The sequence below is a fragment of the Pseudomonas sp. MT92 genome (assembly GCF_058792515.1).
The window spans coordinates 1-16,152 of record NZ_JBXAFA010000011.1; the positions used below are offsets into that span (position 1 = coordinate 1).

Genomic DNA, 16,152 nt, shown 5'->3' on the forward strand with positions numbered 1-16,152 from the left:
GCAGTGAAACGATGCATCGCCGATGGTAGTGTGGGGTTTCCCCATGTGAGAGTAGGTCATCGTCAAGATTAAATTCCGAAACCCCTATCTGCGTATGCAGGTAGGGGTTTTGTTTTTGTCCGCAGGAAAGTACTGCGCCGGAAATGGCCGCGGCAGCGATGACGTTACTGTCTGAGGCCACCCGCAGCCCTGAAGTTCTTCGCGAGCGAGCTCGCTCCTACAATGAAGCAAGTCGCCTTCAATGCTAAAGTCGTCCCTCGATTTTGAGCTTTCCAAGGAAGCCTTTATGCCGGATGCAACGTCCCTCAGTGCTGGTTTTATGGTGGTTCACGGCAACCGCCTCGACGAGTTACGCAGCCTGGTGGTGAGCTGGATGAGGCGTTACCCGCTGGCGCCCTTGGAAAATGAAATTGCACTTGTGCAGAGTAATGGCATTGCCCAGTGGCTCAAGTTGGCACTGGCTGAAGACTCTGAAGAAGATGACATGGGCGGCTGCGGTATCGCCGCTGCCATCGACGTACAGTTACCGGGCAGCTTCATGTGGCAGCTGTATCGCATGGTCCTTGGTCGTGACGAAATTCCGGTCACTTCCCTGCTCGATAAGGCTCCCTTGACCTGGCGCCTGATGCGTCTGCTTCCGCAACTGATCAATCAACCGCATTTCGAGCCCCTGCAGCGCTTCCTGACCCATGACACCGATCTGCGCAAACGCTATCAATTGGCTGAGCGGCTGGCGGATTTGTTCGACCAGTACCAGGTGTACCGTGCCGACTGGCTCGAAGACTGGGCTGAAGGCCGGCATCAATTACGCAACGGCAGAGGTGAAGCCAAACCGCTGACCCCGGCCAATTGCTGGCAAGCGGAATTGTGGCGCGCACTGCTGCTGGATGTCGGCGAAGAGGGCATGGCGCAAAGCCGCGCCGGTGTACACCAGCGGTTCATCGAGCGGATCAACCGCCTCGATGTTGCCCCTGTCGGGCTGCCTTCCCGGGTCATCGTTTTCGGCATTTCGTCTCTGCCCGCACAGGCCCTGGAAGCCTTGGCCGGACTGGCTCGTTTCAGCCAGGTGCTGCTGTGCGTGCATAACCCGTGTCGCCACCATTGGGCGGACATCGTCGCCGATAAGGACCTGCTGCGGCATCAATACAAACGCCAGGCTCGCAAGAACGGCATGCCGGTTGTACTCGACCCGCAAACCCTTCATCAGCATGCCCATCCGTTGCTGGCCGCATGGGGCAAGCAGGGGCGGGACTATATCAACCTGCTCGATAGCTACGATGATCCCAACAGCTATCGCTCTGCGTTTCGCGACGGCCGCATCGACCTGTTCAGTGACAACCAGCCCCTGAACATGCTCAATCAGTTGCAGGACGATATCCTTGAGCTGCGTCCCCTGAACGAGACTCGCGAACGTTGGCCGGCTGTAGATCTGGAGACAGATCAGTCGATCCGTTTTCACATCGCGCACGGCGCTCAACGTGAAGTCGAAATCCTTCACGATCAATTGCTCGCACGTTTCAGCGCCGATGCAGATTTGCGTCCACGGGATGTGATCGTCATGGTCCCGGATATCGACAGTTATGCCCCGCATATACGAGCAGTGTTCGGCCAGCTTGATCGTCATGATCCGCGTTTCATTCCCTTCACGCTCGCTGACCAAGGCCAGCGTGGCCGCGACCCGCTGCTGATCGCCGTCGAACATCTACTCAAGCTGCCGGACAGCCGTTTCCCTGTCAGCGAAATTCTCGATCTGTTGGATGTCCCGGCATTGCGCGCTCGCTTCGGCGTTGAGGAGCGTGATCTGCCCACCCTTCACCGCTGGATTGAAGGCGCGGGTATTCGCTGGGGCATGAATGCCGAGCAGCGGGCAGGATTGGGACTGCCGCAAGCGCTGGAGCAAAACAGTTGGCGTTTTGGCCTGCGCCGGATGTTGCTGGGTTATGCCGTGGGCAGTGGCAGCGCTTGCGAAGGTATCGAACCCTACGACGAGATCGGCGGGCTGGATGCCGCGCTCATTGGCCCGCTGGTGGCGTTGCTAGATGCGCTGGAGATCGCCCACCACGAACTCACGCAGCCGGCATCGCCCCAGCAATGGAGTGTGCGATTACAGGCGTTGATGTCATTGTTCTTCCAGGCCAGTAACGAGCATGACGACTATTTGCTGACCCAACTGGAAGCCTTGCGCGAAACCTGGCTCGAGAATTGTGAATCGGTAGGCTTGCAGGATGAACTGCCCCTGACCGTCGTCCGTGAGGCCTGGCTGGCCGGTCTCGATCAGGGACGCTTGTCGCAGCGTTTTCTGGCCGGAGCCGTTAACTTCTGCACCTTGATGCCCATGCGAGCCATTCCCTTCAAACTGGTCTGTCTGCTGGGGATGAATGACGGCGACTACCCGCGTGCACAGCCTCCATTGGATTTCGATCTCATGGGCAGTGACTACCGCCCCGGTGATCGATCGCGACGCGAAGATGACCGTTACTTGCTGCTGGAAGCGCTGTTGTCGGCCCGTGACCAGCTCTACATCAGTTGGGTCGGCCGTAGTATCCGCGATAACAGCGAACGCCCGGCGTCGGTGCTGATCGGCCAGCTCCGCGACCACCTGGCCAGCGGCTGGCGATTGACCGACGCCAACGAGGACCTGCTTGAGACCCTCACTCAGGAACACCCTTTGCAGCCTTTCAGCGCGCGTTACTTCCATGAAGGCGATGCGTTGTTTAGCTACGCCAATGAATGGCAGGTGCTTCATCACGCTGCCGAACAAGCAGTTGATATCGAAATACTGGAAGCCCACGTTCCGGAAGAGCCGCTGGGTCTTGGCCAATTGCAGGATTTCCTACGCAACCCTGTGCGGCATTTCTTCAGCCAGCGCTTGAAGGTGTTTTTCGAAGCTGCCGAAGTGCCCTTGGCGGATGAAGAGCCCTTTGTGCTCGATGCACTGCAACGCTATAGCCTCAGCGACAGTTTGCTCGACGCCGCACTGACGAAACCGGGCGAAGTCGATCAGGTATTGGAGGCGCAGGCCCGGCGCCTGCAAAACAGTGGGCTGCTGCCGATGGCAGGATTTGGCGAATGCCTTCAGCAAGAGTTGATAGAGCCGTTACCCGATCTGCTGCAACGCTACCATCAGCTCCTGGCCTTATGGCCGACGCCGCTGACCAGTGCCCTGCCGGTCAATCTGGAGCTGCATGGTCTGCCTGTCGAGGGTTGGCTCAGCGGTCTGCACCAACGAGCGGACGGTGGTTTGCTCTCGGTCACAACCATCCCCAACAGCATCGGCTCGATCAAGTCGCGCAAATGGCATCGCCTGACGCGACCCTGGGTCAATCATCTGGTCGCTTGCGCCAGCGGCATGGCCATGACGACTGCATTGGTGGCCAGTGACGACAGCCTGGTACTTGATCCGATGGAGCAGGCGTCTGCATCGCGAATTCTGGGGGACCTGTTGCTGGCCTGGCAATCGGGCATGCGCCAGCCGCTGCCGATTGCCGTCAAGACTGCGTTCGCCTGGTTGGGTCAAACCGAGCCGGTCAAAGCCGAAGCGGCCGCTCGCAAAGCGTATGAAGGTGATGGCGTGAACACTGACGGGGAGCGAAGGGAGAGCGTGGCACTGGCCCGTCAATTCGCTGATTACGATGCACTGACCGCCGATGAGACGTTCGTCGATTGGTGCAGCGCGTTGTATCGGCCGCTACTCGAGGCGCCTTGGCGCTCGTTGTCCAGCGAGGAGGCGCGCTCATGACCGGCAAGACACCTCTGGCCCTGGCATTCCCGCTGCGCGGCAGTCAACTGATCGAAGCCAGTGCCGGGACCGGCAAGACGTTTACCATTTCTGCCCTGTATCTGCGCCTGGTCCTTGGCCATGGCGGCGAACCGAGTGGTTTCGGGCGCGAGCTATTGCCGCCGCAAATCCTCGTCGTGACCTTCACCGATGCTGCCACCAAAGAGCTGCGCGAACGCATTCGCACACGGCTGGCAGAAGCCGCCCGGTATTTCCGTGATGAAACATCGGCACCCGATGGGCTGATTGCAGACCTGCGTAACGAGTACCCGCCCGAACAGTGGCCCGGTTGCGCGAACCGCCTGGACATCGCCGCCCAGTGGATGGACGAAGCCGCCGTTTCGACCATCCACAGTTGGTGTCAGCGGATGTTGCGTGAACACGCGTTCGACAGTGGCAGCCTGTTTACCCAGACCCTGGAAACCGATCACAGCGATTTGCTCGGCGAGGTCTTGCGCGATTACTGGCGACTGTTCTGCTACCCGATGCAAGGCGATACCCTGAACTGGGTGCGCAACAACTGGGGTGGCCCGGCCGCATTGTTACCGCGCGTTCGCGGACTGTTCGCCAGTGAGCGCGACAGTGTTGAAGGTAAAGAACCTGTCGAACTGATCACCGAATGTCTGCAGCAACGACGGGCGGCCTTGCTCGAACTCAAGAGGCCCTGGCGTCAGTGGGCGGACGAGTTGCTCGCCATCTGCCACGAGGGTGTTGCCAGCAAAAATGTCGACGGTCGCAAGATGCAGCCGCGTTACTTCGAGCCCTGGTTCGAGAAACTCAAAGCCTGGGCCGAGGATGAATCCCTTGAGCAACTGGACATCGGCACCGGTTTCACGCGCCTGACGCCCGAGGGTATGGCCGAAGCCTGGAAGAAGGGCGACGTGCCCAGTCACCCTGGCCTGGACGCAATGCCCGGCCTGAAAACCGCACTTGAGCAATTGCCGACGCCTGATGCCGCCGTGCTGCAACACGCCGCCCGTTGGGTCGGTGCACGCTTCGAAGAAGAGAAACGTCGCCGTGCGGAAATGGGCTTCGACGACATGTTGCTGCGTCTTGATGCTGCGTTGCAATCCGATGGCGGCGAGCGCTTGGCCGCCCTGATCCGCGAGCAGTTTCCGGTAGCGCTGATCGATGAGTTCCAGGACACCGACCCAGTGCAGTACCGGATCTTCGAGAGCATCTACTGCATCGAAGACAACAACCCCGAAAACGGCCTGTTTCTGATCGGCGACCCGAAGCAGGCGATTTACGCCTTCCGCGGTGCCGACATCTATACCTACCTTCGAGCGCGTCAGGCCACCGCTGGCCGACTGCACACCCTGGGCACCAATTTCCGTTCCAGTCATGGCATGGTCGGTGCCGTGAACCATGTCTTCGAGCGTGCGGAATCCCGTGAATCCGGGCGTGGTGCGTTCCTGTTCCGCGAAACGAACGGCGACAACCCGGTGCCGTTCCTGCCGGTTGACTCCCAGGGCCGTAAAGAAGTCCTGTGCGTCGATGGTCAGGTCGTACCGGCCCTGAACATCTGGCACTTGTCCGCCGAGCAACCGTTGTCCGGTGCGGTTTACCTGCAACAACTGGCGGCCGCCTGTGCCAGCGAGATCACCGGACTGCTTAATGGCGGGCAACAGGGGCGTGCGGGTTTCACTCAGGATGGCAAGGACTTCAGAGGGCTGTTACCCGCGGACATTGCGATCCTGGTCCGTGATGGCAAGGAAGCGCAGGCTGTGCGTACCGAACTCTCGGGCCGTGGCGTACGCAGCGTTTATTTGTCGGACAAGGACTCGGTGTTCGCCGCTCAAGAAGCTCACGATGTGCTGGCCTGGCTCAAGGCCTGTGCCGAGCCGGATGTCGAACGCCCTCTGCGGGCCGCATTGGCCTGCATCACGCTGAATCTGTCGCTGGCGGAACTGGAGCGGCTGAACCAGGACGAACTGGCGTGGGAAGCGCGGGTGATGCAGTTCCGCAGTTATCGCGAGATTTGGCGCAAGCAGGGCGTGCTGCCAATGTTGCGCCGTCTGCTGCATGACTTCCAGTTGCCCCAAGCGTTGATGGCTCGCAACGATGGCGAGCGAGTGCTGACCAACCTGTTGCACCTCTGCGAGTTGTTGCAGCAGGCGGCGGCCGAACTGGATGGCGAGCAGGCCCTGATCCGACATCTGTCCGAGCATCTGGCATTGTCCGGCCAGGCCGGCGAAGAGCAGATCCTGCGTCTGGAAAGCGATGAGCAACTGGTCAAGGTCGTGACCATCCACAAATCCAAGGGGCTGGAATATCCCTTGGTGTTCCTGCCGTTCATTTGTTCGGCGAAACCGGTGGATGGCAGCCGACTGCCGTTGCATTACCACGACGCCACGGGCAAGGCCCAGGTGACCTTGAGTCCGACCGCCGAGTTGATTGCCCTGGCCGATGATGAACGCCTGGCCGAAGATTTGCGCTTGCTCTATGTCGCCCTGACCCGGGCGCAGCATGCCTGCTGGCTGGGCGTGACGGACCTCAAGCGCGGCAATAACAACAGCTCGGTGCTGCACCTTTCGGCGCTGGGTTATCTGTTGGGCGGCGGCGCTGCATTGGCTGAGTCGGCAGGGCTGAAGCGTTGGCTGGAAGACCTGCAACAGGACTGTGCCGCGCTGGCTTACGGCGAAATGCCCGAAGCCACCGCCGAGCATTACCACCCACCGCAGAACGAAGCAGCGTTACTGGCCCCGTTGATGCCGAAGCGCAAGGCCAGCGAAAACTGGTGGATCGCTTCCTACAGCGCGTTGCGAATCAGCGACATCCTGAGTGTCGGCAGCGTTGAAGCGCCGGAGAGCCCGCAGGCGCAGAAACTCTTTGACGACGAACGTCTCGATCCACAAGCGCCCCATGAAATGGTCGCCGGGGGCGCCGATATCCATCGATTCCCTCGCGGTCCGAACCCGGGCACCTTTCTTCATGGATTGCTCGAATGGGCGGGCGGCGAAGGTTTTACCGCCAGCCCTCAGGCCGTGGAAGATGCGATCGCCCGTCGCTGCAATCGCCGTGGCTGGGAAGGCTGGATCACCACGTTGAGCGATTGGCTGCAGCACTTGCTCAAATCGCCGTTGCCGGTCGGTACAGGGCACCCGCCGGTGGTTTTCGAGCGACTGACCCAGTACCAGGTCGAAATGGAATTCTGGTTCGCCAGCCACAAGGTCGATGTGCTCAAGCTCGACGCGCTGGTGTGCCAATACACGCACAACGGCGTGGCGCGGGTAGCCGCCGAACCCGTGTTGCTCAATGGCATGTTCAAGGGTTTTATCGACCTGACCTTCGAGCACGACGGTCGTTACTACGTCGCTGACTACAAATCCAACTGGCTAGGCGTCGACGACGCGGCCTACACCGAACAGGCCATGGAGCAGTCGATCCTCGACAACCGCTATGACCTTCAATACGTGTTGTACCTCCTGGCCCTGCACCGGCAACTCAAGGCCCGGCTGGCCGATTACGACTACGACCGGCATGTCGGCGGCGCGTTGTACCTGTTCTTGCGCGGCACGCGTGCCTCCAGCCAGGGCGTGTACTTCGCCCGCCCTCCAAAAGAGCTGATCGAACGAATGGACCGGCTGTTTCAAGGTAAGCCAGAACCCAAGGCCGAACCCGCCTGGGAACAGGGAGTATTGCTATGAGCCGCACCTTCGCTGACCTGTTGCCCACTTCATTGGCCGCCGAGAGCCTCGCCGAGCTTGCCCCCCTGAGCCGTGCTGACGACTTGCTGTTGCTGCTCACCCGCTGGGTCGAACGTGGCTGGTTGCGTGCACTGGACAAAGCCTTCGTGGCCTTTCTTCATGAACTGGCGCCGGACGATGATCCATTGGTGCTGCTGGCCGCGGCATTGACCAGTCACCAGTTGGGCCACGGGCATGTTTGCCTCGACTTGTTCGAGACATTGAAGGAGCCGGACTTCGCCCTGTCGCTGCCACCGGAGGGTGATCTGCACAGTGGCGCGATGGTGTTGCCATCGCAGTTGCTGGTCGCGCTGGACGGCGCCCATTGGTGCAAGGTGCTGGCCTCCAGCAGTCTGGTCGCGTTGGCGGCCGACGGGTGTGAGGCGGTGCAAAGCCGTCCACTGGTGTTGTCGGGCAAGCGCCTGTACCTGCGCCGTTACTGGGCTTACGAGCGCCGTATTGACAACGCGCTGCGTCAACGCCTGGCCGAACACGAAGCAACCCCCGGCGACTTGTCCGAGCGCCTCAGCGGACTGTTCGGTGTGGCCAAACCGGGGGACGTGATCGACTGGCAGAAACTGGCCTGCGCCCTCGCTACCCGAGGCGCCTTCAGCATCGTCACCGGCGGACCGGGAACCGGCAAGACGACCACTGTCGTGCGCTTGCTGGCGTTGCTTCAGGCGCCAGCGGTGGAGGCGGGCAAACCGCTGCGCATTCGTCTCGCCGCCCCGACCGGCAAAGCGGCGGCGCGCCTGACCGAATCCATCAGTCAGCAAGTCAGAACGCTGAAAGTCACCGACGCCATACGCCAGAAAATCCCTTCGGATGTCACCACCGTTCACCGTCTGCTCGGCAGCCGCCCCGGTACGCGACATTTCCGTCACCACGCGGGCAATCGCTTGCCATTGGACGTGTTGGTGGTGGACGAAGCCTCGATGATCGACCTGGAAATGATGGCCAACCTGCTCGACGCGCTGCCAGCCCATGCTCGCCTGGTGTTGCTGGGCGACAAGGATCAGCTGGCATCGGTCGAGGCCGGTGCCGTGCTGGGCGATTTGTGTCGCGATGCCGAGGCCGGTTGGTACAGCCCGCAAACACGCCAGTGGCTGGAAGCAGTCAGTGGCGAAAGCCTGGCGGCCAGTGGCTTGCAGGAAGACACCCAGGGCACTCACCCACTGGCCCAGCAAGTGGTGATGCTGCGTCACTCGCGGCGGTTTGGCGAAGGCAGTGGAATCGGTCAACTCGCCCGTTGGGTCAATCAACAGCAACCGGATGAAGCCCGCAAATTGCTGGCGGCTCGCAGCCATGACGATGTGTTTTCCCTGTCCCTCAAGAACGAACAGGACCGGGCGCTGGAGCGCCTGTTGCTCGATGGCCATGGTGAAGGACCACAAGGTTACCGGCATTACCTGAGCCTGCTGCGCAACCAACGGCCAGCCCTCGACCGTCCGCTCGATGAGGCGTGCTGGATGGAGTGGGCGCGGGAAGTGCTGAACGCCTTCGACGCTTTTCAGTTGCTGTGCGCGGTGCGCAAGGGACCCTGGGGCGTCGAGGGCTTGAACCGGCGAGTGACCGACGCGTTGCTCAAGGCCCGTCTGATCGACAGCGACCAGCAGTGGTACGAGGGACGGCCAGTGCTGATGACCCGCAACGACTACGGCCTGGGCCTGATGAACGGCGACATCGGTATTGCGCTGAAGCTTCCCGAGCGTGATGGGCCTGACGCTGGCAAACAGGTGCTTCGCGTGGCGTTCCCGCGCAACGACGGACAGGGCGGGGTGCGTTTCGTCCTGCCCAGTCGACTCAACGACGTTGAAACCGTGTATGCCATGACCGTGCATAAATCCCAGGGCTCGGAATTTACCCACACCGCGTTGATTCTGCCCGATGCCCTGAACCCGGTGCTGACCAAAGAGTTGATCTACACCGGGATTACCCGGGCCAAGGACTGGTTCACCTTGATCGAGCCGCGCGCCGGGGTCTTTGAAGAAGCGGTCAGGCGCAAGGTCAAACGCTTGAGCGGGCTGATGCTGGAGCTCAAGAAAGAAGTCGAAACGATAGGCTGAGCCAGGCGTCACGAGGCTGCGCAAACGGTTCGAGGTACGATCGTGCACAGTCTCGCTGGCGTTTAAACGCTGTGCTATCGTTGCGGCATCATTTCGTTACGTTCGAAGAGAATCCCTGCATGAAGGTGGCTGTCAGGACGACAGGGCGTGTGGTTGGCTGCAAACAAGCGCTGCTTGCCGGTGTTCTCTTTGTGTTGTCTGGCGTGGTTTTCGCTCAGTCGCAAGCACCAACGGGCATGGCCGACCAGCGGGCCAGATCGGTCACGCAAGTGGTGCTCGGGATTCTCAGCTATGCCCGTTGGCCAGTTGAGCCTGCGCAACTTCGGCTGTGCATCGTCGGCCCCACCGAATACACCGACGATCTGGTCAAAGGCACGACCCAGTCGACCGGCCGGCCCGTGACGGTGCAGCGGCTTCTGGCTGGCAATCCGGCTATCACCAGTGAATGCGATGCGGTCTACATCGGCAAATTGACCCAGGGAGAGCGCGGACGGCTGTTTGCCTCGCTGACCGGTCGCCCGGTGCTGAGCATCAGCGAAAGCGACGATCAATGCGCAGTGGGCAGTCTGTTTTGCCTGCGGGTCAGTGATGATCAGGTGTCCTTTGACGTCAACCTCGACTCCGTTGCCCGCAGTGGTGTACGCATTCACCCAAGCGTGCTGCAACTGTCCCGACGCAAGCCGGCGGCACCATGAGCCTATTCAAACCGGGCAGTCGCCCGACTTTGCGCTCCGTCCTCGGCCGCGGTCATCTGATTGTCGCGCTGGTGGGCGTGGCGATGGCCAGTGTCTCCTTGACCTTGCTTGGCGTACTGGCCTTGCGCGTTTATGCCGACCACAACCTGCACCTGATCGCACGTTCGATCAATTACACCGTGGAAGCCGCCGTCGTGTTCAACGACAAAGCCGCCGCCACCGAGGCGCTGGCGCTGATTGCGTCCACCGAAGAAGTGGCCGATGCCCAGGTACTGGACGCACGTGGTCAATTGCTGGCGCGCTGGCAGCGGCCGGAAACCGGGTTATTTTCCAGACTCGAAATGCAGATCGCCAAGGCCTTTCTGGAAAAACCCATCAACCTGCCGATCATCCATCAGGATCGGCAGATCGGCAGCATTTTGCTGACCGGCCATGGCGGCAACCTGATGCGCTTTTTGCTCAGTGGCCTGATGGGTATTGTGCTGTGTACGGCGATCAGCGCCTAGGTCGCGTTCTCTCTGGCACGCCGACAGCTTCGCGGGATCATTGGTCCACTTCGTAATCTGGCCTCGGTGGCTCATGCCGTGCGCAGCGAGCGTGCCTTCGACCAACGCGTGCCCGCCGCTTCCATTGCCGAACTCGACAACCTGGGCAACGACTTCAATGCCCTGCTCGATGAGCTGGAATCCTGGCAAACCCACCTGCAAAGCGAAAACGAAACCCTGGCCCACCAGGCCAGTCACGACAGCCTCACGGGGTTGCCGAACCGGGCGTTTTTTGAGGGGCGGTTGATACGGGCATTGCGCAACGCCAACAAACTCAACGAGCGGGTGGCGGTGCTGTTTCTCGACAGCGATCGGTTCAAGGAAATCAACGACAACTTCGGTCATGCCGCAGGGGACGCGGTGTTGGTCGCCGTGGCCGATCGCGTGCGGGCGCAACTGCGGGAAGAGGATCTGGTCGCTCGCTTGGGCGGCGATGAGTTTGCCGTGCTGCTGACACCGCTGCACAAGATCGAAGACGCCGAGCGCATTGCCGACAACATCCTGGCCAGCATGGAAGTCCCCATCCCGTTGCCGGGCGATCATCAAGTGCTGACCTCACTCAGCATCGGCATTGCCGTCTACCCCGATCATGGCGCGACACCGGTCGCGTTACTCAACGCGGCCGACACGGCGATGTATCAAGCCAAGCGCCTTGCCCGAGGCGCTCAACACACGGCAGGGGCGGAGCACCCTGTCGCCGATGTTCAAATCAGGAGCTAATTTCCCGTGTCCTCACTCATTCAGCGTTCCCGGCGACTGTTCACGATCACCCTGGTAATGGCCATCCTGACCCTGACGGGTTGCCAGTCGGTCCCGCAAAAAGGTCTGACCCCGGCGCAGATTGCCGTGCTCAAGCAGCAAGGTTTCAAGCTGACCGATGAAGGCTGGGCGTTCGGCCTGTCCGGCAAAGTGCTGTTTGGCAGTGATATCGACAGCCTCAACCCGCAGAGCACCGCGATCGTCGAGCGCATTGGCAAATCGTTACTGGGTGTCGGGATCGAGCGAGTCAGAGTCGATGGTCATACCGATGCGTCCGGCAAAGAAGCCTATAACGAACAGCTTGCCCTGCGCCGGGCAAAAAGCGTCGCCACGGTGCTGGCCAGCACCGGTATGAAACAGGACAACATCCAACTGCGTGGGCTTGGCAGCAGCCAGCCCGTGGCCTCCAACGACACAGCGGACGGCCGCGCGGAAAACCGCCGCGTCTCCATCGTGGTGAGCGCCGACTAATCGGCGAACAACATCGCCCGACTCTTCCCCATCAACAGCTGCTGATTCTGCTCAGTGACCGAACGGATGTAATCCCACAACAGGGTAATCCGCTTGAGCTTGCGCAGGTCTTCGCGGCAGTACATCCAGAACTGCCGGGTGATGTTGATTTCTTCCGGCAGCACCGGCAGCAGGCGTGGGTCTTGAGCGGCGAGGAAGCACGGCAGGATCGCCAGTGACCGGCCCTGCTGCGCTGCCACGAATTGCGCGATCACGCTGGTGCTGCGCAGATTGGCACTGGCACCGGGTAGCACGTTGGCCAGGTACAGCAGCTCCGAGCTGAACGCCAGGTCGTCGACATAGCTGATGAATGAATGCTCACTGAGGTCGGCCGGGCGGCGGATTGCCGGGTGTTTGTCCAGGTATTCCTGGGTCGCATACAGCTGCAGGCGATAGTCCGTCAGTTTGCAGCAGACATACGGCCCGTGTTCCGGGCGCTCCAGGGCGATGACGATGTCCGCCTCGCGTTTGGACAGGCTGATGAAGTGCGGCAGCGGCAGGATGTCCACCGAAATGGCCGGGTAGGCGTCGACGAAATGGCTAAGCTGAGGCGTGATGAAAAAACTGCCGAACCCTTCGGTACAGCCCATGCGCACATGCCCTGACAACGCCACCCCGGAGCCGGACACCTGCTCGCAGGCCATGTGCAACGTGCTTTCGATCGACTCGGCGTAACCCAGCAATCGCTGGCCTTCGGCGGTCAGGACGAAACCGCTGGTCCGGGACTTCTCGAACAGCAACGTCCCCAATGAGGCTTCCAGCGAACTGATACGCCGCGACACGGTGGTGTAGTCGACGGCCAGGCGTTTGGCTGCGGTGCTGGCCTTGCGGGTCCGGGCAACTTCGAGGAAAAACTTGAGGTCGTCCCAGTTGAGCGAGCCTAAGGACGTGATGTTTTTTTGCATGATGGACCGGCTTTTATGTGCGTTCTTATTAGAAGTTTGCACATCTATACTCCAAAAACAGTCCCACAACCAATTCGCGACACACGCCTCATCGCAAGGCGACTTTTTCGCCTTGGCTCCCAAGATAAAAACAAGCATCCGGAGACCCACATGAACGCTTCGCTTACGCCTAACGAAACCACGCTGCACAAGGTCAAGCTGTTGATCGATGGCGAGTGGGTCGAATCCAAGACCACTGAATGGCACGACATCATCAACCCGGCGACCCAACAGGTGCTGGCCAAGGTGCCGTTTGCCACCACTGAAGAAGTCGACGCCGCGATCAGCGCCGCCCATCGCGCCTTCCAGACCTGGAAGCTGACGCCGATCGGCGCGCGGATGCGCATCATGCTCAAGCTGCAGGCGTTGATTCGCGAACATTCCAAACGTATCGCCGTCGTGCTCAGCAACGAGCAAGGCAAAACCATCGCCGACGCCGAGGGCGACATTTTCCGTGGCCTGGAAGTGGTTGAACACGCGTGCTCCATTGGCACCCTGCAAATGGGCGAGTTCGCTGAAAACGTGGCGGGCGGTGTCGACACCTACACCCTGCGTCAACCGATCGGCGTCTGCGCCGGCATCACCCCGTTCAACTTCCCGGCGATGATTCCGCTGTGGATGTTCCCGATGGCCATCGCCTGCGGCAACACCTTCGTGCTCAAGCCGTCCGAGCAGGACCCCCTGTCGACCATGCTGCTGGTGGAACTGGCGATCGAAGCCGGCGTTCCGGCGGGCGTGCTCAACGTCGTGCACGGTGGCAAGGACGTGGTGGATGCGCTCTGCACCCACAAGGACATCAAGGCGGTTTCGTTCGTCGGCTCCACCGCCGTCGGGACTCACGTCTACGACCTGGCCGGCAAGCACGGCAAGCGCGTGCAATCGATGATGGGCGCCAAGAACCACGCCGTGGTGCTGCCGGATGCCAATCGCGAACAAGCGCTGAATGCGCTGGTGGGGGCCGGTTTCGGTGCGGCCGGTCAACGTTGCATGGCCACGTCGGTGGTGGTGCTGGTGGGTGCGGCCAAACAGTGGCTGCCTGACCTCAAGGCGCTGGCGCAAAAGCTCAAGGTCAACGCGGGCAGTGAGCCAGGCACCGACGTAGGGCCGGTGATCTCGAAAAAGGCCAAGGCGCGGATTCTCGATCTGATCGAAAGCGGCATCAAGGAAGGCGCGAAACTGGAGCTGGACGGTCGCGACATCACGGTTCCCGGTTTCGAGCAGGGCAACTTTGTCGGCCCGACGCTGTTCTCCGGCGTGACCACCGACATGCAGATCTACACCCAGGAAATCTTCGGCCCGGTGCTGGTGGTGCTGGAGGTCAATACCCTCGACGAGGCCATCGCCCTGGTCAACGCCAACCCGTTCGGCAACGGCACCGGCCTGTTCACCCAGAGCGGTGCGGCGGCGCGCAAATTCCAGAGCGAAATCGACGTCGGCCAGGTCGGTATCAACATCCCGATCCCCGTGCCGGTGCCGTTCTTCAGCTTCACCGGTTCCCGTGGTTCCAAACTCGGCGACCTCGGCCCGTACGGCAAGCAAGTGGTTCAGTTCTACACTCAGACCAAGACGGTCACTAGTCGCTGGTTCGATGACGACAGCGTCAACGACGGTGTGAACACCACCATCAACTTGCGTTAAGGAGCCGGACATGAAAATCGCTTTTATTGGTCTGGGCAACATGGGCGCGCCGATGGCGCGCAACCTGATCAAGGCGGGCCATGCACTGCGCCTGGTCGACCTGAACAAAGCCGTGCTGGCGGAACTCGAGCAGTTGGGCGCCAGCATCAGTGCCTCGGCGCGGGAGGCGGCTGAGGGTGCAGAGCTGGTGATCACCATGCTGCCGGCGGCCGTGCATGTGCGCAGCGTCTGGCTGGGTGAAGACGGCGTTCTGGCCGGTATCGGCAAAGGCGTACCGGCTGTGGATTGCAGCACCATCGACCCGCAGACCGCGCGTGACGTGGCCGCCGCTGCCGCCAAACAGGGCGTGGCCATGGCCGATGCCCCGGTGTCCGGCGGTACGGGTGGGGCAGCCGCCGGGACGTTGACCTTCATGGTCGGCGCCACCCCGGAACTGTTCGCCACCCTGCAACCGGTACTCGCGCAGATGGGCCGCAACATCGTCCATTGCGGTGAGGTCGGCACCGGGCAAATCGCTAAAATCTGCAACAACCTGCTGCTGGGGATTTCGATGGTCGGCGTCAGCGAAGCCATGGCCCTGGGCGATGCCCTGGGCATCGACACCAAGGTGCTGGCGGGCATCATCAACAGCTCCACCGGGCGTTGCTGGAGTTCGGAGATGTACAACCCATGGCCGGGCATCGTCGAAACGGCGCCTGCGTCACGCGGCTATACCGGTGGTTTCGGTGCCGAACTGATGCTCAAGGATCTGGGGCTGGCCACCGAAGCGGCACGTCAGGCGCACCAACCGGTGGTGCTCGGCGCGGTGGCCCAGCAGTTGTATCAGGCGATGAGTTTGCGTGGGGAAGGCGGCAACGACTTTTCGGCGATCATCAACAGCTATCGCAAACCCTTGTAGGAGCGAGTTCGCTCGCGATGATCGTTAAGGATAACGCGACAAGCCTGACACCCCTTGGCGGTCTCAGGTTTTTCGCGAGCAAGCTCGCTCCTACAGGTATTGATGGACATTTACCGGGAGATCACGTCGGGTGATCTCCCGGTTTTTTGTATCAGGCAAACACGAAATACTTGCGCACGGTCTCCACCACTTCCCACGTGCCTTTCATGCCTGGCTCGATGACGAAAATGTCACCGGCGCGCAGGTGGATCGGCGCCATGCCTTCCGGGGTGATGATGCAGTAGCCTTCCTGGAAGTGGCAGTACTCCCACTTCACGTATTCCACGTACCACTTGCCCGGCGTGCAGATCCAGGTGCCCATGATCTTGCTGCCGTCTTCGCTGGTGTAGGCGTTGAGGTTGACGGTATGCGGATCGCCTTCGAGTTTTTCCCATTTGCAGGCGTCGAGCACCGGCAGCGGGTGAGTGTCGCGAAGAACAGTAATCGGTGCGGACATGATGACTCCGAGCGTTGGGGAGAACTGAAGTCGCACCCTATAGGGCTTGGTGGTGCGTCAGTTGTCTGTGCTCGACATCGAGGTATCCAGAAACGCAGCAGCCAGCGTCCGGCCGCGTAAGTCTTTCGAAGCCC

Annotated in this window: 9 protein-coding genes and 1 pseudogene; 8 read left to right on the top strand and 2 right to left on the bottom strand. The window is 61.0% G+C overall.

What is annotated here, in order from left to right:
• Positions 1-286 precede the first annotated feature (286 nt).
• The 6 genes and pseudogenes from recC to yfiB all read left to right on the top strand — a co-directional run bounded on the left by recC (position 287) and on the right by yfiB (position 12,003).
• Positions 287-3,739 (top strand): exodeoxyribonuclease V subunit gamma, encoded by a 3,453-nt coding sequence (gene recC / locus AC1Q6D_RS20195; protein ID WP_103404070.1) that lies wholly within the window; start codon positions 287-289, stop codon positions 3,737-3,739.
• Positions 3,736-7,428 carry an exodeoxyribonuclease V subunit beta gene (recB, locus tag AC1Q6D_RS20200; RefSeq protein WP_103404069.1) on the top strand — a complete coding sequence of 1,231 codons (3,693 nt, stop codon included), beginning with the start codon at positions 3,736-3,738 and terminating at the stop codon, positions 7,426-7,428. The genes recC and recB overlap by 4 nt, the downstream gene beginning before the upstream one ends.
• Positions 7,425-9,533: an exodeoxyribonuclease V subunit alpha gene (recD, locus tag AC1Q6D_RS20205; protein ID WP_103404068.1), complete on the top strand. Its 2,109-nt coding sequence runs from the start codon at positions 7,425-7,427 to the stop codon at positions 9,531-9,533. Before recB ends, recD begins: the two co-directional genes overlap by 4 nt.
• Before the next feature lie 119 nt (positions 9,534-9,652).
• Complete coding sequence (gene yfiR / locus AC1Q6D_RS20210) at positions 9,653-10,228, top strand: regulatory sequestration protein YfiR (protein ID WP_103404067.1); 576 nt, start codon at positions 9,653-9,655, stop codon at positions 10,226-10,228.
• Positions 10,225-11,493: pseudogene (gene dgcN, locus AC1Q6D_RS20215) on the top strand (diguanylate cyclase DgcN/YfiN). The gene yfiR and the pseudogene dgcN overlap by 4 nt, the downstream one beginning before the upstream one ends.
• A 6-nt stretch (positions 11,494-11,499) precedes the next feature.
• A complete protein-coding gene (yfiB, locus tag AC1Q6D_RS20220; RefSeq protein ID WP_256590213.1) occupies positions 11,500-12,003 on the top strand; it encodes an outer membrane lipoprotein YfiB in 504 nt (167 codons plus the stop codon).
• Here the strand turns inward: yfiB and AC1Q6D_RS20225 are convergent.
• On the bottom strand, positions 12,000-12,947 hold the full coding sequence (locus tag AC1Q6D_RS20225) for a LysR family transcriptional regulator (protein ID WP_103404066.1): 948 nt from the start codon (positions 12,945-12,947) through the stop codon (positions 12,000-12,002). The two genes, yfiB and AC1Q6D_RS20225, sit on opposite strands and share 4 nt — an antisense overlap.
• Before the next feature lie 150 nt (positions 12,948-13,097).
• Here AC1Q6D_RS20225 and AC1Q6D_RS20230 point away from each other — a divergent pair, with 150 nt between their 5' ends.
• Both AC1Q6D_RS20230 and mmsB read left to right on the top strand, forming a co-directional pair.
• The gene (locus AC1Q6D_RS20230; RefSeq protein WP_103404065.1) at positions 13,098-14,624 is read left to right on the top strand and encodes a CoA-acylating methylmalonate-semialdehyde dehydrogenase; all 1,527 of its coding nucleotides are present in this window, start codon (positions 13,098-13,100) and stop codon (positions 14,622-14,624) included.
• Between the two features lie 10 nt (positions 14,625-14,634).
• A complete protein-coding gene (mmsB, locus tag AC1Q6D_RS20235; RefSeq protein ID WP_103404064.1) occupies positions 14,635-15,522 on the top strand; it encodes a 3-hydroxyisobutyrate dehydrogenase in 888 nt (295 codons plus the stop codon).
• A 151-nt stretch (positions 15,523-15,673) separates the two neighbouring features.
• Here the strand turns inward: mmsB and AC1Q6D_RS20240 are convergent, their stop codons facing one another.
• Positions 15,674-16,018, bottom strand: a complete 345-nt coding sequence (locus AC1Q6D_RS20240; protein ID WP_030128140.1) for a cupin domain-containing protein — start codon at positions 16,016-16,018, stop codon at positions 15,674-15,676.
• Positions 16,019-16,152: the final 134 nt, after the last annotated feature.